General features: G+C 41.3%; 17 protein-coding genes. 4 read left to right on the top strand and 13 right to left on the bottom strand.

The window, feature by feature from the left end:
* Positions 1-67: 67 nt before the first annotated feature.
* Complete coding sequence (locus tag OQ279_RS05675; RefSeq protein WP_266068875.1) at positions 68-4,924, top strand: HYR domain-containing protein; 4,857 nt, start codon at positions 68-70, stop codon at positions 4,922-4,924.
* Here the strand turns inward: OQ279_RS05675 and miaA are convergent.
* From miaA to OQ279_RS05715, 8 genes are all read right to left on the bottom strand, one after another.
* Positions 4,914-5,825: a tRNA (adenosine(37)-N6)-dimethylallyltransferase MiaA gene (gene miaA / locus OQ279_RS05680; RefSeq protein WP_266068876.1), complete on the bottom strand. Its 912-nt coding sequence runs from the start codon at positions 5,823-5,825 to the stop codon at positions 4,914-4,916. The two genes, OQ279_RS05675 and miaA, sit on opposite strands and share 11 nt — an antisense overlap.
* Positions 5,818-6,645 (bottom strand): ion transporter, encoded by an 828-nt coding sequence (locus OQ279_RS05685; protein ID WP_266068877.1) that lies wholly within the window; start codon positions 6,643-6,645, stop codon positions 5,818-5,820. The genes miaA and OQ279_RS05685 overlap by 8 nt, the downstream gene beginning before the upstream one ends.
* A 109-nt stretch (positions 6,646-6,754) precedes the next feature.
* Entirely contained in the window at positions 6,755-8,716 is a 1,962-nt protein-coding gene (locus OQ279_RS05690) for a DUF3858 domain-containing protein (protein ID WP_266068878.1), read from the bottom strand.
* Positions 8,709-10,082, bottom strand: coding sequence for an exonuclease domain-containing protein (locus OQ279_RS05695; RefSeq protein ID WP_266068879.1), 1,374 nt, complete (start codon positions 10,080-10,082; stop codon positions 8,709-8,711). The genes OQ279_RS05690 and OQ279_RS05695 overlap by 8 nt, the downstream gene beginning before the upstream one ends.
* A gap of 13 nt (positions 10,083-10,095) precedes the next feature.
* A complete protein-coding gene (locus OQ279_RS05700) occupies positions 10,096-10,755 on the bottom strand; it encodes a YggS family pyridoxal phosphate-dependent enzyme (RefSeq protein ID WP_266068880.1) in 660 nt (219 codons plus the stop codon).
* A gap of 4 nt (positions 10,756-10,759) precedes the next feature.
* The gene (locus OQ279_RS05705) at positions 10,760-11,995 is read right to left on the bottom strand and encodes a DUF1015 domain-containing protein (RefSeq protein ID WP_266068882.1); all 1,236 of its coding nucleotides are present in this window, start codon (positions 11,993-11,995) and stop codon (positions 10,760-10,762) included.
* Positions 11,996-12,031: 36 nt separating this feature from the next.
* Positions 12,032-12,922: a 3-hydroxybutyryl-CoA dehydrogenase gene (locus OQ279_RS05710; RefSeq protein WP_266068883.1), complete on the bottom strand. Its 891-nt coding sequence runs from the start codon at positions 12,920-12,922 to the stop codon at positions 12,032-12,034.
* 8 nt (positions 12,923-12,930) lie between these two features.
* The gene (locus OQ279_RS05715) at positions 12,931-13,893 is read right to left on the bottom strand and encodes a Gfo/Idh/MocA family protein (protein ID WP_266068884.1); all 963 of its coding nucleotides are present in this window, start codon (positions 13,891-13,893) and stop codon (positions 12,931-12,933) included.
* 137 nt (positions 13,894-14,030) lie between these two features.
* On the opposite strand from OQ279_RS05715, the gene OQ279_RS05720 reads away from it, so the two are divergent.
* Entirely contained in the window at positions 14,031-14,675 is a 645-nt protein-coding gene (locus OQ279_RS05720) for a protein-L-isoaspartate(D-aspartate) O-methyltransferase (protein WP_266068885.1), read from the top strand.
* A gap of 250 nt (positions 14,676-14,925) precedes the next feature.
* On the opposite strand, the gene smpB is transcribed toward OQ279_RS05720, so the two are convergent.
* Complete coding sequence (gene smpB / locus OQ279_RS05725) at positions 14,926-15,381, bottom strand: SsrA-binding protein SmpB (RefSeq protein ID WP_266068886.1); 456 nt, start codon at positions 15,379-15,381, stop codon at positions 14,926-14,928.
* 122 nt (positions 15,382-15,503) lie between these two features.
* On the opposite strand from smpB, the gene OQ279_RS05730 reads away from it, so the two are divergent.
* Positions 15,504-16,250, top strand: a complete 747-nt coding sequence (locus OQ279_RS05730) for a DUF6503 family protein (RefSeq protein ID WP_266068887.1) — start codon at positions 15,504-15,506, stop codon at positions 16,248-16,250.
* A 3-nt stretch (positions 16,251-16,253) separates the two neighbouring features.
* Here the strand turns inward: OQ279_RS05730 and OQ279_RS05735 are convergent, their stop codons facing one another.
* The 3 genes from OQ279_RS05735 to OQ279_RS05745 are packed head-to-tail and all read right to left on the bottom strand — an operon-like array spanning position 16,254 to position 18,458.
* Positions 16,254-16,796 (bottom strand): glycosyl-4,4'-diaponeurosporenoate acyltransferase CrtO family protein, encoded by a 543-nt coding sequence (locus tag OQ279_RS05735; protein WP_266068888.1) that lies wholly within the window; start codon positions 16,794-16,796, stop codon positions 16,254-16,256.
* Positions 16,797-16,832: 36 nt separating this feature from the next.
* Entirely contained in the window at positions 16,833-17,354 is a 522-nt protein-coding gene (locus OQ279_RS05740; RefSeq protein ID WP_266068889.1) for a SixA phosphatase family protein, read from the bottom strand.
* A gap of 3 nt (positions 17,355-17,357) precedes the next feature.
* A complete protein-coding gene (locus OQ279_RS05745) occupies positions 17,358-18,458 on the bottom strand; it encodes an esterase-like activity of phytase family protein (RefSeq protein WP_266068890.1) in 1,101 nt (366 codons plus the stop codon).
* A 102-nt stretch (positions 18,459-18,560) separates the two neighbouring features.
* Between OQ279_RS05745 and OQ279_RS05750 the strand changes: the two genes are divergently transcribed.
* On the top strand, positions 18,561-18,746 hold the full coding sequence (locus OQ279_RS05750; protein WP_266068891.1) for a CsbD family protein: 186 nt from the start codon (positions 18,561-18,563) through the stop codon (positions 18,744-18,746).
* Between the two features lie 49 nt (positions 18,747-18,795).
* Here the strand turns inward: OQ279_RS05750 and clpB are convergent, their stop codons facing one another.
* On the bottom strand, positions 18,796-21,396 hold the full coding sequence (clpB, locus tag OQ279_RS05755; protein ID WP_266068892.1) for an ATP-dependent chaperone ClpB: 2,601 nt from the start codon (positions 21,394-21,396) through the stop codon (positions 18,796-18,798).
* Positions 21,397-21,547: the final 151 nt, after the last annotated feature.

A 21,547-nucleotide genomic window follows, 5' to 3' on the forward strand; every position in this document is an offset into this window, starting at 1 on the left:
CATGTTAACATTTTCCTGCCCGGGGGTCTTCGTTTACTTACTTATATTTGCGTGTAACCTGCACTAAATGAGGAGACTTCATGCCATCCAAAAATGTCATTCTACTGCCGTACTCCTGCGGCATTTTTTTGGTTGTGGCCAAAATACAAGAGGGCTCAAAAATGCCATTTTTGAAAGGTTATTTCTTCTTTTTTTTCTTCTGAATTGTGGTGGTCTTTCTTTATTGGGACAGAATCCTGCTGATATAGTTCCGGTTTATGATCATATTGATCAGAAAGATTTGGGAACAGCAGGGCAAAATTCTACTGGTAATTTGGTAATTTCAATTGATACTGATTCTCAAGGATTCGTATACATTTTAACCTTTGGAAACGGAGTTTTTAAGTATAATCCGGAAGATAAAAGCTTGACTAATATAATTAGTGATGTTCCCGGGGAAAACGGAAGATTAAATGGTCCTTTAGATTTAGTGATAGACAATAATGACATCATTTATATTGCAGATAGTGGTTCAAAATTGATCAAAAAATTTAACACCTCGGGAAATTCTGTAGGTAATATCGGCTCAGGATCAGGAGGAGATGGGAAAAATGAATTTTGGGAACCAACTGGTTTAGCAATTGATGGCGATAACAACCTGTATATAGTTGATTCGTATAGGGGGAGTGACTCGCAAGTTACTGAACGGTATTTTTTAAAAATTTATTATTCAAACGGGAATTTCACGAGTTTTCAAGGAACTCCAGGTCATCCGCTTGATAATCCATTTCGCGTAGCCGCTAATGAAAATTATATTCTTATCAGCCATGCAGAAAATGATGGTAAAGTTTTAGTTTTTAGCAAAAATCTTGACTATGTAAAGACATTAAGTCAAATTGGATCACCCGGAAGTATCGAGATTGATAATTTTGGATATATTCATATAATAGATTATTCAGATGAGTTAGATTTTAATCTCATTTTAAATTATGAAACTTTAGGTCTCCTTCAATATTTTTTATTGTACAATAATATTAGTTCAGGTATTGATCAACAGAAATTTGCTATTCAAATTTATGATTCAACTCTAAATCATACTGGAACACTTAATGATCCAGGAAATCCAGCTGAAGAAGATGATCATCTTCAGCTTCCTTTAGATCTTGCATTCAATAATTGCTCGAAATTATTTATAAATGATGGAAATTTAGATGGTCTCACAATTAATTTTGATCTTGAAATTTATGAGAGATCTCCTTCTACAGACTTAACTCCTCCCGTAGCTAATTGCGTTTCTCCATTTACTGTGGTTTTACAAAATGGAACAGCCTCAATAACTGCAGAGCAGGTTGATAATAATTCTTCCGATAACTGCGCCATTGTTACTAAGAGCCTTTCACAATATAATTTTACTACTGTAGATGTTGGTACTGTACCTGTTACTCTGACTGTAACAGATTCTTCAGGCTTAACAGATACTTGTACTGTTAATGTAACAGTTGAAAATCCTGAAGGTCCAGATCCACCAGAGGCAATTTGTAATAGCTTTTCCGTTTCTTTGGATGGAGATGGAATGGCTCAGATTACGGCCGAACAGGTTTACAGCGGGAATGAAGCAGGGTTAACTTTAGAAATTAATACAACATCCTTTGACTGCTTTAATTTAGGGGATAATGTTGTTGTTTTAATCGTTACGGACCCAGCTACTGGATTAAGTGATTCCTGTCCTGCTACAATAACAGTAAAAGACGAAATCCTTCCCACAATGACCTGTCCTACAGTTCAACCTGTAACAGTGCCGTTCGGAGAGACAGGAAAGGTAATTAATTACACTGCACCAATCCCGGAGGATAATTGTTCCGTAGCAGATTTTGACCAAATAGCGGGACTTCCACCAGGAAGTAAATTTCGTCTCGGCGATACCGAGAATACTTTTAGGGTTATTGACACTTCTGGCAATGAATTTACTTGCAGCTTCACTGTGACTATTAACCAAGCAGAGGATGAGACACCACCCGTTATAGATTGTCCTGTCCAGCCAATCGTAAAATCATCTACTCTAGGTGATTGCTTTGCAGTTGTGGAATATGAAATACCAACAGCCACCGACAATTCTGGTCCTCAAGCCGTCTCAAGGATTAGTGGTCCGGAGTCTGGGGATCAATTAGCTCCTGGGGATTATGAAGTTTTGTTCGAAGCAAAAGATGATGCGGGAAATTTTACAAGGTGTACTTTGGATATAACGGTAATAGATGAAGAAGCCCCTGTCTTCACCACCTGCCCATCAGGTAGTGAGAGAACTATTACCGCTGTAAACGGACAATTTTTGGTGCCCGATCTTACAGGAGAATTTCAGGCCGAGGATAATTGTACCAATGATGCAGCCATTACCTACACTCAGGTGCCCGATGTTGGGGAGGAAATATTTTCAAATACTACATTAAAGATTTATGCTTCCGATGAATATAATAATCAATCTGTTGCGTGTGAGATCCAACTGATTGTAGATGTGAATGAGGATGAACTGGAAATTTTCTGTCCGCCAAACAGCACTCCGTCCTTTGGAGACAATTGTGCCTTTGAGCTTCCAGATTACACCAGTTCAGCGACTGTGAATTCATCCACAGCTCAAATAACTCAGGATCCTCCTGCAGGCACCCTGATTTATGGCAGAACAGAAATCACTTTGACTGCGACTGAAGGCGGCGAGACTGCCGAATGTTCCTTTATGGTTGATCCGGTTGATGAAGAAGCCCCGGTCTTCACCATCTGCCCATCAGGTAGTGAGAGAACTATTACCGCTGTAAACGGGCAATTTTTGGTGCCCGATCTTGCAGGAGAATTTCAGGCCGAGGATAATTGTACCAATGATGCAGCCATTACCTACACTCAGGTGCCCGATGTTGGGGAGGAAATATTTTCAAATACTACATTAAAGATTTATGCTTCCGATGAATATAATAATCAATCTGTTGCGTGTGAGATCCAACTGATTGTAGATGTGAATGAGGATGAACTGGAAATTTTCTGTCCGCCAAACAGCACTCCGTCCTTTGGAGACAATTGTGCCTTTGAGCTTCCAGATTACACCAGTTCAGCGACTGTGAATTCATCCACAGCTCAAATAACTCAGGATCCTCCTGAAGGTACTCTAATTTACGGCAGAACAGAAATTACACTTACTGCGACTGAAGGCGGCGAGACTGCCGAATGTTCCTTTATGATTGATCCTGTTGATGACGTCAAACCCATCATTAATTGCCGCGACGACCTGGAAATTCACCTGAACGAAGATGGCTTCGGGGTAATTCCGCCCGAAATATTGTTATCCACTATAGAAGATAATTGCGGAATAGACAATGTTAGCCTGAGCAAAAGCCGCTTTGAAACTTCAGATGTGGGAGAGAATGATATTTTGGTAACCGTAGAAGATGTGAATGGGAATGTGGAAACCTGTGAGGCTACCGTGAATGTGGTGCCTTATGATCCTCTTAAAGATATTCGTTGTACAGAGTCAGGTGAATTAGAACTTGATCAGGATGGATATGCAGAACTTACTCTCACCTATACCGGGGAAGATGAAGACATTCAGCTCGAATTGAGTAAAAAGGATTTTACCTGTGATGATATAGGTCTGCCTCAAATGATCACTGCTACGTATAACGGCCAATACACCGGAAGCTGCGAAGTAGAAGTGACCGTTGTTGATAAATTGGCGCCAAGGGTAAATTGTATTTCCAAAATTGATCTTGTACTGGATGAAAATGGTCAGGGACAGTTATCTGTTGAGGATGTGGACCTCAATTCTACCGATAATTGTAAGATTGAAGATATGTCTTTGAGCAAAAGCAATTTTACCACCGAAGATGTGGGCACTCAGACCGTGCGGTTTACAGTAACCGATGCTTCGGGAAACTCAGATTTCTGTGAGGTTGTCGTAAATGTGAGACCATTTATGGGCACGGGCGGTGATCTCAATTGTGTTGAGGAAGTCATTCTTCAATTAAACAACGACGGAAATGCCATTTTAAAGGCCAAAGATTTGTTTGACGGTGATCCTTCGGGTATTGATTTCTATGGGGAAACCACTTATACCTGTGAAGATTTGGGTACCAATTATATTACATTTTCCAAAATAGATGACCCCTCTCAAACCTGCGAAATAAGGGTAGAGGTAGAGGATAATATAGGTCCTGTTGCTCATTGTAAGGCAGACTATGTGTTGACTCTTGGTGCAAATGGGACTGCAACACTTTCTCCTGAAGACTTTGGTGCTGGCTCTACAGATAACTGCGGAATTACTTCAATGAGCCTAAACCGTACCTCTTTTACCACCGCCGATTTAGGGCAGCAGCAGCTGGTGCTTACCGTGACAGATAATTCCGGAAATGTGGATATCTGCGAGACACCTATTCTGGTGCAGCCATATGAAGAAAATCCTTCGGGTATTGAGTGCAAAGCCCTTTTTGTACTTGCTTTAAATGAGGATGGAAGTGCCCAGCTACAGCCGCAGGACTTGTTTACAGGAGGTATGAGCGGCACTTATAATGTGAGCCAATCTATTTTTACCTGTGAAGATCTGGGAGAGAACGAAGTAATACTTTCATATTCTACCGTGAATGGAAGTGGTACCTGTACTGTAAAGGTGATGGTTGAAGATCCGCAGATTGTTTGTGATTCGTCTCCGGCACCAGAGCGCGATTCTTTGATCATGTATCCCAATCCCGGAGATGGATTGATAAGTTTCGAACTTTCTCCCGGGCTGCAAATAAACAGGATTGAAATATTCGATTTTAGAGGCCGGTTCCTTCGCGAGCAGCAATACGACAACAGTCAGCCCATTCCAGAGTATCAGCTTGATTTAAGCGCTTACCAGGCAGGAGTATATCCGCTTGTGATCTACACCAATGGCAGAGAGTACTTAAAAAGGGCAATTATAAAGTAATTTTTTTCTGAATAGCAGTGATGATCTCTTTGACCGGGGTTTCGGCATCAAACCAGTTGATCGCTTCATTTTTCCTAAACCAGGTGAGTTGTCGTTTCGCAAACCTTCTGGTGTTCTTTTTTATTTCACTTACCGCAGTGTCAAGATCCCACTGTGCATCGAGGTATTTAAAAACTTCTTTATATCCTACCGTATTCAGGGCGTTGCGCTCACGCTTGTCCTTAAGGCCTTTTACCTCTTCCAAAAGACCATGTTGCATCATGATATCAACCCTGCGGTTAATACGGCCATAAATAATTTCGCGTTCCGCTGAAACTCCCACATATAAGGTGTCAAAAAAGCGATTTTTAGAACTCTTTTTTCTGAAGTCTGAATAAGGTTTCCCTGTGCCCCTGCAAATTTCCAATGCCCTGATCACCCGCTGCGGATTCTGTAGATCTACTTCGGAATAATACTCCAGATCAAGGGTTTTGAGTTCCTCCTGAAGGGTTTCCAGTCCTTTTTGCTCCAATTCCTCCTTCAAATTGAGCCTAATTTGTGGATCTACTTCCGGAAATTCATCAAGACCTTTTACTACCGCATCAATATAAAGTCCGCTGCCGCCTACCATCACCACCACGTCGTGTTTCAGAAATAACTCCTGAAGACGTTGCAGGGCATCGCGCTCAAAATCTCCTACAGAATAGTCATTTTCAACAGAAATATGCTGAATAAAATGATGTTTGGCAGCTTTTAGCTCTGCTTCAGAAGGTACCGCAGTGCCTATTTGCATCTCCTTGTAGAATTGCCTTGAATCGGCCGAGATAATTTCAGTATTAAAATGCCGGGCAAGCTCAATTCCCAGCGCTGTTTTTCCAATGGCAGTAGGGCCTACAACGGCAATGAGATATTTCTTATTCATTTAGGGGATTTCCGCAGTTATGACAGTATTCTGCCTTATCGAGGTGTTTGGTTTCATTACAATATGGGCAAACCTGCGTGTTCACAGGAATTTCATTGGCCGAGGCACGGCTAAATTCCGAAGTCACAATTCCGGTGGGAACAGCAATGATACCATAACCGGTAATCATGATCACAGAGGCTATGAACTGCCCCAGGGGAGTCACGGGGTGAATGTCACCAAAACCTACTGTGGTAAGGGTCACTATGCACCAGTAAATGCCTGTAGGGATGCTGGTGTAACCATTTTCGGGCCCTTCTACCAGGTACATTACCGTACCCATAATGACACATAAAATAACCACTGCATACAGGAAAACCAGGATCTTTGCGCGGCTGTTACGCAATGCAAGCAAGAGCCGGTTTGACTCTCCTATATATCTCGTGATTTTTAAGATCCTGAAGATCCGCAGTAATCGTAAAGCCCGCACTGCGAATAACAGGTTATGCCCGCCTCCAAGGATTGCCAGATAGGTTGGCAGGGTAGAAAGAAGGTCTACAATTCCGTAAAAGCTAAAAATATAGCGGGTTGGCCGGTTAATTACAATAATCCGCAGCATGTATTCTATAGAAAATATGATGGTGATGATCCATTCGGCCGTATAAAACTGCCAGTAGTACTTGTCACTCATTCCGGGAATGCTCTCCAGCATAACCAGTACAATACTCAGTACAATTACCAGGAGCAAACCAATATCAAAAGCTTTTCCCGCAGGCGTATCGGCTTCATAAATAATTTCATGAAGTTTACTTTTCCAGGAAGGTATGTTTGTTTGGGCCACGCAAATTGAATTACAGCCTAAAAATAGGATTTTTCAGGAGAACCTATTTATTTGGAAGGGGAATTGTTTTATAATTAAAGCTTTACAGCTAAAAAAACTTAAGGTTTTTTTACACTTTTTCCCTTACCAGAATTATTGAATGTTCCTGTATGTTAAGTAGTTCAGAGAAAAACTTCTGAAAATAAGGATAGAACCCAGCGCTATAAACAGATTGAGGGAATGATACTCTACAGTGTATAATTGCAGAATGATCATTTACCTTTTGGGTCAGGAATTGTAATGAGCCACCTTTTTCAGGAAGACTTATTCGCCTGTTCTCGGGAAATTCAACGAATTCGTGTGTCTCGGGTATAACAAGGCTGATATTGTAGGTGTAAACATCTTTATACCCAAAATCAATGGGATAGGTTCTCTCCTTTAGCTTAAAGGGATTTTCTTTAAAAAACTTAAAACTGAAAGGATTCATATAGATCAGGTCGTTGATCTTCTGGCTGGAGTTATGAAGATTGAAAGTGATTTTTACCTTGTCCTCTATCTTTTCAGGAACTGCCACAAGACTTCTGGTATGGGAATTTGCATTTGTGAGGGACTGAAAGATCTCTTCGGGTTGGATCTCGTCCAACTTATTCCTGACTGCAAGTGCGTGGTAGCCGGAAAAATTATGAATTGAATTTCCGGTTGTGGTTCCATTACTGTTTAGCTTTATAGAATCCTGAATAGTAATAGTGGAGTAGACTTCTGGTTCTATGTCTACCCAACTGCTACCATTCTCAAAATCCAGTAGTCTTCCATACTTGTTTAGAGTACGAAAAGGAATAACACCAAAGTCTATATTTTTCTCGGTAGCATCCAGTAGGAAAGTCTTTCCGTCAATATCAAGCTGCACCATGAGGTAGTTAAATTCAGAAAGTACCGGGTATAATTTAGTGGGCATTCCATTTTGTCGGGTAGAGCTTAATAGGGGAAGAACATTGAATCCTTCTTCGACATAAAGATTATGTAGCAGGATGTTTATAGCCGAAACATTGCCAGTCTTATCTTCAAGAAGTTCTTTAATACTTACATTTCTGTAAATATTGTATTCCCCGTTCCACTTATAATTACTTTTTACAAACTCGAAGATCTCCCGCGCTTTTTCAAGATTATTTGCTTTACTACTTAAACTTTCCGGAAGAACCTCGCGTACCCATTTGGTCTTTCTAAGCTGTTTTCCCAGGTCATTATCATTTTTGAGCTCGCGATCAACATCCTTCCAGGATTTTGTGAATTTTTTCACCCGGCCGTCAGGGTAAAGAATCTCCTCAAGCTCATATTCTATACGGGAAATAAAATTGAATTTGGAAGTAAGATATTCCTCTTCTTTAAAGGCAGGAATATTTTTCATCACGTATTCAGACCGGCTACAGTCGGCCTGCCCCGGAATTCCTTCTATAGAAAAACAGTCTCTTTTAATCTCATTGTTCTCCACATCAAGCGGCTGCTCTCCTATTTTTTTTATGTGATACCTGTAATTCCCCGGAATATCGGCCAGGTAGCGACTATATATTTTAGGAATGCTTTCCTGAAACCACCAGGTTTCGAAATTGAAATAATAAGGAGATTCTTTTTGATATGAATATACCAGAACTGCTCCCGGTTGCACCGAGGGGAAAGTAAACTTTACAATATGGTATTCAGGATTTTCTTCAGTATAAATGAGAGCAGGGTCGAGGTGGCGAACCTGTTGCTTCCCGTTTTCCAGGTAATAGGTGGTAGCTTTAAGGTCGTGTAACTCTTCCTCTCCATTATTTCCCTTAAAAAGCTTTATCTGCACACTGGCATGAGGAAAACCTTCTTTGTTGAGGATCTTGATCTTTGCTTTATAGTCGGTAAGAAGGTTGTAATCTCCTGAAGACTGGAAGCGGCTGTAGCCATCTTCATAGATGTAAAAGGCATTTGCAGTAGAGTCTTTACTGTAGACTGTTGCCTTAAGTTCGTTAAAAATTACATCTGGGTTCTGAGTGTTGAAAAGATCCTGGGCAGAAAGTGCTGCTGTAAATAAAATAATTGGGAGCAGTAGATATTTATTCATGCGGATGAAGATGGATGATTTTTAAACGATTGTTCTTCCTCAAATAATTCTGAATGATTTGCTGGGCATCCCGGTCATTTTTCATGGGTGTAATGATCGATTTTATGATCTCCAGATTGTTCAACTGATAGTTGAGGTTAAAGTACCCAATCCCTTTAAATTCACCTTCTTCGACTAATAATGCACTCTTTTCATCAATATCCCTTCCACGGTCAATCACCAGCATATTTTTCTTTTCATAGCTGTAGGCCTCAAGTACCTTTCTTACCCGCTCATTATATTCTGAAGCGCCTTCTTCTCCCGCACAGGCCCCGCGGCATTCTTTCATGTTGTGGTTGAAGCAGCTGCCGGCGCCTTCATAAAAGCCGGTAAAGCTTTGGCACAACTCGTACTCCTTAAGGATCTTTTCTAAAGTAGATTTTGCCTGTTGCAGGTTGGTAAAAGCCGTAATATATTTCTTGCGCCCATCAATTTTACCAATCCTTAAATGAATATAACCTTCATTGTCTTTGGCCTGGTAAAGGGCATGAGAAAAAAGGGAGCGTTTTGTAGATCTATTGTATTTGGGCTTATTGCGCTTTACTTCCTCATTTTCTTTGAGCAAAGCATTTAGTTCATTTCCTGTGGCTTCATAGCTTACAGAAGCAACTTCTTTCTGAATTTCCCGCGATTTCTTGTTATCACTGGTGAAGTGCTGGTTTACCCTTTTCTTGATATTCTTGCTTTTTCCAATAAAGATGATGTCTCCATCTTCATTGTGCAGGTAGTAAACCCCGGTAATTGAAGGTAGTTCATCCAGCAGCTGTACCAGTTTGGTGTTCATCTTCAGCTTTGGCGCATTGCGAACCGAACTCTTTAAAATCTCTTTTTCTGAATCTTTGGCAAGCAGCATCTTGAAGAGCTTGACCGTGGCCTGGGCATCGCCGGTAGCCCGATGCCTGTCACTTAAGGGAATACCCAACGATCTCACCAGTTTTCCGAGGCTGTATGACGGTAAGCCGGGGATAAGCTTTTGGGAAAGCTCTACAGTACAAAGACTTTGCCTCTCATAATCGAAACCCAACCTGCGGAACTCGGTGCGCAGAATTCGATAATCGAACTTGGCGTTATGTGCTACCAAAATAGCCCCCTCTGTAATTTCTACAATGCGCTTTGCGACTTCAAAAAATTTTGGGGCATTCCTGAGCATGTCATTATTAATGCCGGTAAGGCCAACAACGAATGGCTGAATGGGTATTTCAGGATTAACTAAGCTAATGAATTGATCAACGATTTGATGACCGTCAAATTTATAGACAGCAATTTCAGTTATTCCCTCTTCATTATATTTCCCACCGGTAGTCTCTATGTCTAAAACTGCGTACAAATGCTATTTCCTCTTAATTGTAATTTCTTTCGCCAAAAATGGCGCTTCCCACCCTTATCATCGTACTTCCACATTCAATTGCGATCTTATAATCGCCGCTCATGCCCATTGATAAAGTATGCAGGGAGTTATACCTTGACTTAAAGTTATCAAAAGTAGTCTTTAAATAACTAAATTCCTTTTTAATCTTCTCTTCTTTTTCAGTGAGAGTAGCCATTCCCATTAATCCAACCACCTTAACGTGAGTCATCTCGCGGTAGGCTTGTGACTGTAATATGCTGTCTGCTTCATCAACATCTATTCCATATTTAGTGTCTTCTTCGGCAATCTTTATTTGCAGAAGACACTCTATGGTTCGGTCGTACTTTTTTGCCTGCTTCTCAATTTCCTTCAGCAATTTCAGGGAATCTACGGCGTGAATAAGGTTCACATATTCTGCCATATATTTTACCTTGTTGCGCTGCACGTGGCCCAGCATGTGCCATTTGATATCTTTAGGCAGGTTTTCCCATTTTTCGGTCATTTCCTGGATCTTATTTTCACCAAAGATCCTTTGTCCGGCGTTATAGGCTTCTAAAATGTCACTTTCGGGTTTTGTTTTGGAAACAGCAACAAGAGTGACTTCTTCAGGAATTTCTGCTTTAAATGATTTGATGTTCTCTGCAATGTTCATAGCTCTAAAATTCATACACGGTAAGACCGCTTCTTAGTTTTGGCTCAATACAGGTGCTTTTTGGAGGCATGGTTAACCCGGCATCTGCAATTTGCTTTATTTCTTCAATAGTTAATGGCAACATCCCAAAGCCAACGGCAAATTCGCCTTCATCTACAGCCTTTTTCACGTCAAAAGTTTCATTTCTTCCGGGAAGATATGATATTCTATTGTCGTTTTTGAGGTCTGTAATATTCAAAATAGGTCTAAGCACCTTTATAAACAGGATGTAAGGATCGAGGCTGCTTAGAGAATCTGTAAACTCATAGTTTGTTCTTCGCAGGTAAAGCGAATAATATTCTCCATCCAAATACATCGAAAAATGATGTTTTTTGGAAGGTTTATAAAATTGCGTGCCCCTGTTTTCTATGCGAAACCACTCGTCTAGCTCAATTAAGAATTCCTCTTTCCCAAGTCCGTTAAGGTCGCGAACCAGTCTGTTGAACTCATATAGCTGCAGGTTGCTTTCGGCTATCATATAGCTCAAAAAGAAATTATAAGGTTCTTCTCCGGTATGATTGGGGTTCTTTTCTCGCGACTCTTTTGCCAACAGCCATGACGAGGCACTGCGGTGGTGGCCATCGGCGATATAAACCGCTTCCATGCGCTCAAATTCCTTTCTAATTTGTTCCGTTTTATCAGGATCATCTACAATCCACATGTAATGTACATCACGGTTCAAAGAAGAAAACTCATATTCGGGCCGCTCCTGCATTACCGCTGTAGTGATCTCGTTTATCACCGGGCTGTCAGGATAAGTGAGCAACACTGGTTCAGTATTGAAGCCCACCGTCTTCAGGTAATCTTTAAAAAGTTGTTCCCGCTGAGAAATTGTATCCTCGTGCTTTTTGATCACATTATTTTCATAATCCAGTGCACTTGTGGCCGCGATAATTCCGCAGTAAGCCTGGTGCCGGGAAATAGTTTTATAAATATAATATGCCGGCTTTTCATCCTGAATAAAAACTTCTTCTTCTTTAAATTCAAGGTAGCGGTTCTTTACAAGCTGAAACCGCTCACTTCCCGATATTTCCTTCTGAAATTTATATCCCGGATTAATAATATGCAGAAAAGAAAATGGATTGTGCTCCAGCTGAAACCTCACTTCTTCCACCGAATATTCCTGATATGGTCTCGAGGCCACAAGGCCCACCTTATCCCGGGAAGGCCGTACAGCCCTGAAAGGAATTATTTTTGCCAAATGCTGCTGATTAAATAGGTTCTAAAAATGCCATTTTTAAGAGGTAAACTGGCCAGAGACTTTTTCGGCTTTCCTGCTTTCAGAATAGTCATAAAAACCTTCTCCCGATTTCACGCCAAGTTTTCCTGCCTGCACCATATTTACCAGGAGAGGGCAGGGAGCGTATTTTGGATTCTTAAAGCCGCTGTACATCACCTCGAGAATAGAGAGACAAACATCAAGCCCAATAAAATCGGCAAGTTGTAGCGGACCCATAGGATGCGCCATGCCCAGTTTCATCACCGTATCAATTTCCTGAACCCCGGCCACCCTGTTGTAAAGGGTTTCAATAGATTCGTTGATCATTGGCATAAGAATGCGGTTGGCCACAAACCCCGGATAATCATTTACTTCAACAGGATCTTTTTTCAGCTTTTTTGAAAGCTCCATGATGTTTGAAGTCACCTCATCACTGGTGTTGTAGCCTCGAATGATCTCCACCAGCTTCATCACCGGTACCGGGTTCATAAAATGCATTCCAATTACCCTTTCCGGGTTTGAGACTACCGAGGCAATTTTTGTAATTGAAATTGAAGAAGTGTTTGACGCAAGTACAGTTTCTGAAGCGCAGATTTCATCCAGCTGTTTGAAAATTTTCAGTTTAAGATCAACATTTTCTGTTGCGGCCTCCACTACCAGATCCACATTTTTTACACCTTCTGAAATCTGGGTAAAAGTGGTGATGTTGTTGAGGGTATTTGTTTTATCTTCTTCAGATATCTTTTCTTTGGAAACCATGCGGTCAAGATTGCCTGAGATGGTTTTCATCCCTTTCTCCAGGCTTTCTTCTGAAATATCTATAAGATTTGTTTTATAACCAAATTGGGCAAAAGTATGGGCAATTCCGTTCCCCATTGTTCCTGCACCAATAACTGCAATATTTTTCATAAAAGAGATTAGTTAAATGAGTTAATAATTTGTTTTGCCACACGCAGTGCCTGTGTTCCCTGTTCAAGGCTCACAATTGGCGTAGTGTTGTTCTCAATGGCGGCGGCAAACGAATTTAGTTCTTCTAAAATGGCATTATTCGGGTTCACTTCCGGATTGTCAAAATAGATCTGTTTTTTAAGACCTTCGGCATTTTGAAGTATCATATCAAAATCTCCGGGAACTTCAGGAGCATCTTTCATTTTTACGACCTCGCATTTCTTTTCGAGAAAATCCACAGAAATATAGGCGTCACGCTGAAAGAAGCGCGATTTGCGCATGTTTTTCAGGGAGATCCTGCTGGCAGTTAAATTGGCAACACAACCGTTCTCAAAAAGAATCCGTGCATTGGCAATATCGGGAGTGTCACTTATAACTGAAACCCCACTGGCCTGTATCTCCTTAACTTCAGATTTTACCACGCTTAAAATAGCATCTATGTCATGGATCATAAGGTCGAGTACCACCGGCACATCTGTTCCGCGCGGATTAAATTCCGCCAGGCGATGGGCCTCAATGAACATAGGGTTCTCAAACTTATCTGCAACCGCCTGGAAAGCGGGATTAAATCTTTCTACATGACCTACCTGGCCTTTAACATTGTATTCTTTAGCCAGTTTAACCAGCTGTTCGGCCTCTTCAACCGTGTTGGTAATAGGCTTTTCTATGAATAAATGTTTTCCTGCTTTAATGGTCTTTTGGCCCACTTCAAAGTGAGAAAGGGTAGGAGTGACCACATCAACCACGTCTACGGCGGCTATGAGATCGTCTAAATTGTTGAAATATTTATATCCAAACTCTTCCTGAACCTTGCGGCCACTGTTCTCATCTATGTCGTAAAAGCCCACAAGATCATATTTTTCAGATTCCTGGAGCAAACGCAGATGGATTTTTCCTAAGTGTCCTGCACCCAGGACGCCGGCTTTGAGCATAATAAATGGTTTTCAACAAAAATAACATTTCTTGGACTAAAGCCAATGCCAATTAGGAGTGAATAAAAGCGGCAAATCCCAAATTTTCTTTAACCTGAGGTAATCTTTATGTAATTTTGGCCTTCAAAACTTAAAAGGTGCGAAAGGATACGCTCAAACATCAGGGAAAGAGGTTACAACTGGCAAAAGTCGTGGAAGATAAAGGGATCAGGGATGAAAAGGTTCTTGATGCCATTAAAAAAATTCCCCGGCATTTGTTCATGGATAGCAGTTTCGAAGATCATGCGTACCAGGATAAGGCTTTTCCCATTGCTGCCGATCAAACAATTTCCCAGCCTTATACTGTTGCTTTTCAAACTGAAGTACTGCAGGTAAAAAAAGGGGATATGGTGTTGGAAATTGGTACAGGGAGTGGTTACCAAACTGCCGTTCTCTGTGAGTTGGGTGCAAAAGTTTACAGCATTGAGCGACAACTTGAATTGTTTAAGCGCACCAAGCTATTTCTTTCAAAAATAGGATACCGCCCAAGATACCTGGCCTTTGGTGACGGTTATAAAGGGCTGCCCGATTATGCCCCTTTTGACAGGATCATTGTAACTGCTGGTGCACCTTTTGTACCGAATCCTTTACTGAGTCAGTTAAAAATTGGCGGCAGAATGGTTATTCCTGTGGGGAAAGACACTCAAATAATGACACTTTTGGAAAGAAAATCTGAAACAGAATTTGAAAAAACCGAATTCGGAAATTTCAGGTTTGTACCGTTGCTGGAAGACAGGAATTAGTATTCAGTATTTAGTGATCAGTTGGCAGTTTGTAAGAACCAGGAGCCAAGAATCAAGAATCAAGACTTTTGAATCTGCGGGATCTGCGGGAAATAAAAATTTAGTAGGCAGTGCCCAGTATTCAGTAGGTAGTAGCTTTAGAAAATAACTTGAATCTTAAATCTATTTGGATTTTGGTGCTTGGAATTTGGTGCTTAGAGCTTGGAATTTCAAACTCATAACTTTGAACTCCTAACTCTTAACTTCACCCCTACTTATACTCCTTCTTGATCCTGTCCAGTTTACGTTTGCTTTCGCGCTCCTTGATCACCTCTCGTTTATCGTAAAGTTTTTTACCCTTGGCAAGTGCGATCTGCATTTTTGCGAGTCCGCGGTCATTGATGAAGAGACGGAGGGGAACAATGGTCAATCCGGAATTTTTCACTTCTTTTTCCAGCTTTCTTAACTCCTTGCGGTTAAGCAGAAGTTTACGGGCGTGTTTGGGATCGTGGTTGAAGTAGGTGGCGTGGGAATACTCCTGCACCGTCATGTTAATGACAAATAATTCACTGTTGGAGAACTCACAAAAACTCTCGGCTATAGAGGCTTTTCCCTCTCTTATAGCTTTTATCTCGGTACCGGCCAGTTTTATTCCTGCAATATATTTGTCAAGTATTTCGTATTCAAACTTGGCTTTACGGTTTTTAATGTTGATGTCGTTCTTCATATCAACAAAAATAACAAGCTTTGGCGAATTACCCGTGTTTTTAGGGAAATCTTAAAAGGCGGAGTTTTAATTTCAGTTTGAGCCCCAGATTCGGTATTTTTGTTTCTTTACAATCCCCCGTCATGAAAAAATATTTGGTACTCCTGTTTGTTCTGTCCCTGGCTTCCTGTAATGAACAAGCTCCTCAATCTAAAGCCGATAAGATCATAGCAAAAGCTGTTGAAAACGCCGGTGGGGAGAAGTATGAAAAAGCAAATATTGAATTCCGGTTCCGGAAAAATATCTACACCAGTACCCGCAATGACGGAAAGTTTGAACTCACCCGAAGAATTACCGATTCTACGAACACTACCTACGATGACATCTTGAATAACGAAGGTTTTAGGCGCTTTCAGGGAGAGGAACAGCTTAAATTATCTGATTCTCTTTCCGAAGCTTATGCCGAAAGTGTCAATGCGGTACATTATTTCGTACAACTACCTTTTCGGCTGAATGACGATGCGGTAATTAAAGAACTTGTGGGGCAGGATACCATCAACGACAAAGTATACCACGAGATCAAAGTCACTTTTGAGCAGCAGGGTGGAGGAGTAGACCATGAAGATATTTACATGTACTGGATCGAAAAAGATGATTTCACCATAGATTACCTGGCCTATCGTTTCTTTGTGAATGACGGCGGAATTAGATTTAGAAAAGCCGTAAACCCACGGATGGTAAACGGAATCCGGTTTGTGGATTACGAAAATTATAAAACCGATGCGCTATCTACTCCCTTAGAAGAGCTTGATGATATGTTCGAAAAAGGGGAATTAACCAGGGTTTCTAAGATTGAAAATGAGATTCTGAAGGTTGAAATTCAGGATTAATTTTTAGACCATCCGAGATTGCTCCTGAAATTTTCGCAATAATCTTTTGTAGCGGGGCCTGTTGTAGCGCTGCACTATAATAGGGTAAAGATTCAGCAGTACATTGAGCACGATGAGCCATAGCGCTTCCCTCCAAGTATTTGCTACTATAAATGTTACCAGCATTACGATAAGAAATATTATCGCGTGTCCGGCTTCAGAACTGCGGGATCCCTGTTCAGCACGCTTTAAAGCTTCTTCCTTTTTGATGATCTTGAGGTCTTTGCGGCTTATCTTTTCCCAACCCGTCCAGACGAGTAGTTTTCTGTACAGATGTACTCCAAAGAACCTGTAGATGCGTCCGTTTTCCTCAAATTGCAGGGTATTAAAATAAACCGAAATATATTTCCACTTAAAAATAGAATCCAAGTAGGTGTACCAGGCCATCAGGACAAAATTTAGCACCCAGGCAAAAGTAAAATCCGTGAAACTGGTTAAAATACCTGTGAGGTAACAGAACCCAATAGAGACTGAAGTTGCTAAAAATGCTTTAATTCCGTTTAGCATTCAGAAACAACTTTAAAAAATGCCATTTTTGACACCTTAGTTGATAAAAAGTACCTGGGAAGTCTTTTCGCCATCCGGCGAGACGGTAACAATAAATAAGCTGCCGTACTCTGTTTCATCAAGATCCTGATATTTATTTTCTCCCAGCAGCAGGTTTACAAATGCCGGATTGGTATTGCTGTGCCCCACGACGAGTACCGTTTTTCCTTTTGTCTTCTTCTGAAATTCGGGATCGTTTAATTTTTTGGGATCGTAAATGTCTACCTGCTTCTGCTGCTTATCGGCCACCGCCCTGGCGGTATTCATGGTGCGATGGTAATTGCTGGAATAGATAAGGTCAAACTCAACTTCTTCAAATACTTCAGCCCATTTAGCTGTCCGTTTTATCCCGGCTTCTGAGAGCTGCGGATTCCGGTCTTGAGGATCGGTCATTTCCTTTTCGGCATGACGAATGAAATAATATTGCGTTGTAGCTTCCTGCACCGGTGGTTTTATAGGATTTTCAGAAGTTTCTCCTAAAGATAGAATAGAAATCAAAAAGATGAAAAAAGTACGCATAGATTACCTTTTTGGAACAAATTCCATGAGAATGACCTGGTTGAGTTGCTGCCCCATGGAGTTGAAGTTATTATCAGAAATAAGGATAAGGCTTTGATTGCCGTTAGGCAGGGTAGGGCCAAAGGTGATGCCCTCAATGTTATCAATGATCTCCTGGCTCAGGTAATTTTTTGCCCATTTAAAATCGTAAAGCAGGGTTTTCTTTGCAGGGTTATTAAAGGAAACCCTAAGATTATTAATGTCTAAAGTATTTGTAGCCAGGCTGGCATCTACATCAAATATTCGCACGGTATTGCCATTTTGACCATGACCGGCTGCAAAACCTCTTTCCAGGATAAGAAATTTGTTGGGGGCGTACTCTAAAAGGTCGGTAACACCATTTACTGCAAAATAGAGCCAGGGTATTTTTGCTATTCTTTCTAAACGGTAAGGGAATTGCTTTACAGGTTCTCCGGTTTTTTTGTCGAAATAGGTGATGCGTACCGGCGATTTTGTGGGATAAAGCTTAGGTTTTGGTCCATCAGTGACCAAAGGAAGTTCCATGGCCGCCCATATTCCTTTTTGATCAAAAGAAGCGGCAAGTCCTTCAAGCGTTCCGTTATTTCTGGGCTTCTTGATACTTTCAGCTAAAAGATTTTCGGGTACAGCAAAAGAGTCGACGTAATTTCCCTTTTTTGACACCCTAAAGAGCATAGGATCTTTTTTATTATTGATATTTCCTTCGCTGGAAAGTACAAAATTGTCTTCTTCAGCCTGGAAGAGAATACTTTCTAGATCCAGATGTTGCCCCTTGAGGCTTTCATGTTCTTTATTTAGAAGAATTACATCAGAAATAACTATAGTATCGATCTTTTCTTCGGAAATAGCCATGTTAGCCACATAAATCCGCGGCATAGAAGGCTGGTCGCTCACCATATAAAATTTCCCTTCCTGGTAATCGATGCCCGAAAGACCGCCAACCTCTGTACCTTTTACAGTGAGGTTGTCGGTAATATTATAATCGTCTAAAAACTTTACCTGTACGTTTGAAGTACTACCTATTCGGGAACTTTTGCAGCTAAGGAAGGCTGTGGCTATAAGAACTAAGAAGAATGCTTTTTTCATGCCGATAAAAATAACAAATTCTTAAGAGCAAAATAGGACTTTTTTAGCGGCAGGCGAACCCTTGTTTAGCTACTTTCGATAAGAACCATTAAAACTTAAGTTATGAATGATGACCAAATTGAAGGAAAGTGGAAACAGATCAAAGGACAGTTTAAGCAAAAGTACGGAGATCTTACCGATGATGATGTAACCTATCGTGAGGGTAGATTTGATGAAATGCTTGGGCGCCTACAGGAAAAGACCGGCCGCAGCAAGGAAGAATTGAAGAAGGAAATTGACAGATGGTAGGATTTTCCTGGAATAAAAAAATGGCCCCGATTAATTGGGGCCATTTCTATTATTGGGCGATCTCTTCCTGGTTTCTAAAGACCAGTTCGTCGTCAAAGCAATCGAGCAGCACAATACTATCGGTATGTATTTTACCGCTTAAGATCTCTTTGGAAAGTTTATTAAGTACTTCTTTTTGCAGCGTTCTTTTTACCGGTCTTGCCCCGTATTGAGGATCAAAACCTTTGTTTGCCAGGTTTGCAATGGCTTCTTCGGTTGCATCAAGAGTAATACCTTGTTTCGCAAGCATTTTGGTTACGCCTTTCATTTGGAGACCTACAATTTGCTTGATATCTTTCCTGGTAAGCGGTGCAAACATCACGATATCATCAATCCTGTTTATAAATTCTGGCCGGACGCTCTGTTTTAGCAGGGCCAGCAATTCAACTTTGGCGCTTTCCATCGCAGTTTCAGTATCTTTTATCGTGTCAAATTTTTCCTGGATAATGTGAGAACCCATATTTGATGTCATAATAATTATGGTGTTCTTAAAATCGGCCAGGCGTCCTTTGTTATCAGTAAGCCTTCCTTCATCAAGCACCTGCAAGAGGATATTAAAAGTGTCGGGGTGGGCTTTTTCTATCTCATCAAGCAGGATCACCGAATAAGGTTTTCTCCTTACAGCCTCGGTAAGCTGCCCACCTTCATCGTAACCTACATATCCCGGAGGCGCCCCAACAAGCCTGCTCACGGCGTGGCGTTCCTGGTACTCACTCATATCAATACGGGTCATCGCACTCTCGTCGTTAAAGAGATAATCGGCAAGAGCTTTGGCCAATTCGGTTTTACCAACTCCGGTAGTACCCAAAAACAGGAAGGAGCCTATAGGTTTCTTTTGGTCCTGTAACCCTGCTCGGCTTCTGCGCACGGCGTCACTTACGGCCTCTATGGCCTCGTCTTGCCCTACCACTCTTTTATGAAGCTCGTCTTCCAGTTTAAGAAGTTTCTCCCGTTCGGTCTGTAACATCTTGGTAACCGGAATGCCGGTCCATTTAGCTACAACTTCAGCAATATCTTCGTTGGTGACTTCTTCTTTAATTAAAGATTTTCCCTGCTGATTCTCTTCCAGTTGCTTCTGAAGTTCGGCCAGCCTTTCCTGTTCTTCCTTGATCTTACCATAGCGCAGTTCGGCTACTTTTCCGTAGTTGCCCTCTCTTTCTGCACGCTCGGCTTCCAGCTTATAATTCTCTATGCTCGATTTTGCCGTTTGGATGTTGTCTACAACGTCTTTTTCATTCTTCCACTGGGCATGGAGTTCGTTGCGTTCATCTTTATAATTGGCAAGATCGGCTCTCAAAGCTTTTAGCTTATTCTCATCATTTTCCCGCTTAATGGCCTCCATTTCTATCTCGAGCTGCATGATCTTTCTGTCGAGCACATCGAGTTCTTCAGGTTTGGAGTTGATCTCCATTCTTAACCTGGAGGCTGCTTCGTCCATTAGGTCTATGGCCTTATCGGGTAAGAACCTGTTGGTGATGTAACGCTGCGACAGCTCAACGGCCGAGATAATCGCCTCATCTTTGATGCGTACTTTATGGTGAGTTTCATACTTTTCTTTGATTCCGCGTAAGATAGATATGGCACTCTCTGTATCGGGCTCATCTACCATTACCTTTTGAAAACGTCTTTCAAGGGCTTTGTCCTTCTCAAAATACTTTTGATACTCATCTAAAGTGGTTGCTCCAATAGCGCGCAATTCCCCTCTTGCCAGGGCAGGTTTTAGAATGTTGGCTGCATCCATGGCGCCCTGGCCACCGCCGGCACCCACAAGGGTGTGAATCTCGTCAATGAACAGCACGATGTTTCCTTCGCTGGAAGTTACTTCTTTAATGACGGCCTTTAGCCTTTCTTCAAATTCCCCTTTATATTTTGCACCGGCAATTAAAGCTCCCATATCAAGGGAATAGATTTGTTTATCCTTGAGGTTTTCGGGAATATCACCTGCAACGATACGATGGGCAAGACCTTCGGCAATGGCGGTTTTACCCACACCGGGTTCTCCCACTAACATTGGGTTGTTCTTGGTTCTTCGAGACAGGATTTGCAATACTCTGCGTATCTCTTCATCGCGCCCAATTACAGGATCAAGCTTTCCTTCTTCGGCCAGTTTATTGAGGTTATTGGCGTATTTATTCAGGGAGTTATAGGTTTCTTCGGCACTTTGAGAAGTGACTTTTTCTCCTTTTCTAAGTTCTTCAATTGCAGCTTTTAAACCTTTTTCGGTGGCGCCCTGGTCTTTCATGATCTGGGCTACTTTACTTGAAGATCCAAAAATGGCTAAAATAAGGTGCTCTACTGAAACGTATTCATCTCCCATTTTCTTAGCTACGGAAGATGCATCAGTAAGTGTTTTGGATGCTTCACGCGAGAGCATAATATCTCCGCCGCTCACCTTCGGAAAATTTTGAAGTGTCTTGTCCAGGATCTGCTGAAAGAGACTCACATTAATATTGAGCTTCTTCAGAAGAAAAGGAGTAACATTCTCATCTACTAAGGTAATTGCTTTGAATATATGTTCGTTCTCTATTTGCTGATGCCCTAACTCCTGCGCCAGTTGCTGGGCCTGCTGAATGGCCTCCTGACTTTTTATTGTAAAATTATTTAAGTTCATAGTTGTTCTTTTTCTTTAGTTTTAGCAAAGCATGTACCAGTACAATAATGCCGACAAAATGGCTGATATTCTGCAGAATCTAATGACTTTTTGTCTCTTATAGAGATGCTAAAGTTCAGGCCCTGTAACCGAATTATCAGATGATTTTACT

Origin of the sequence: Salinimicrobium profundisediminis (assembly GCF_026241755.1) — a bacterium.
Lineage (GTDB): Bacteria > Bacteroidota > Bacteroidia > Flavobacteriales > Flavobacteriaceae > Salinimicrobium > Salinimicrobium profundisediminis.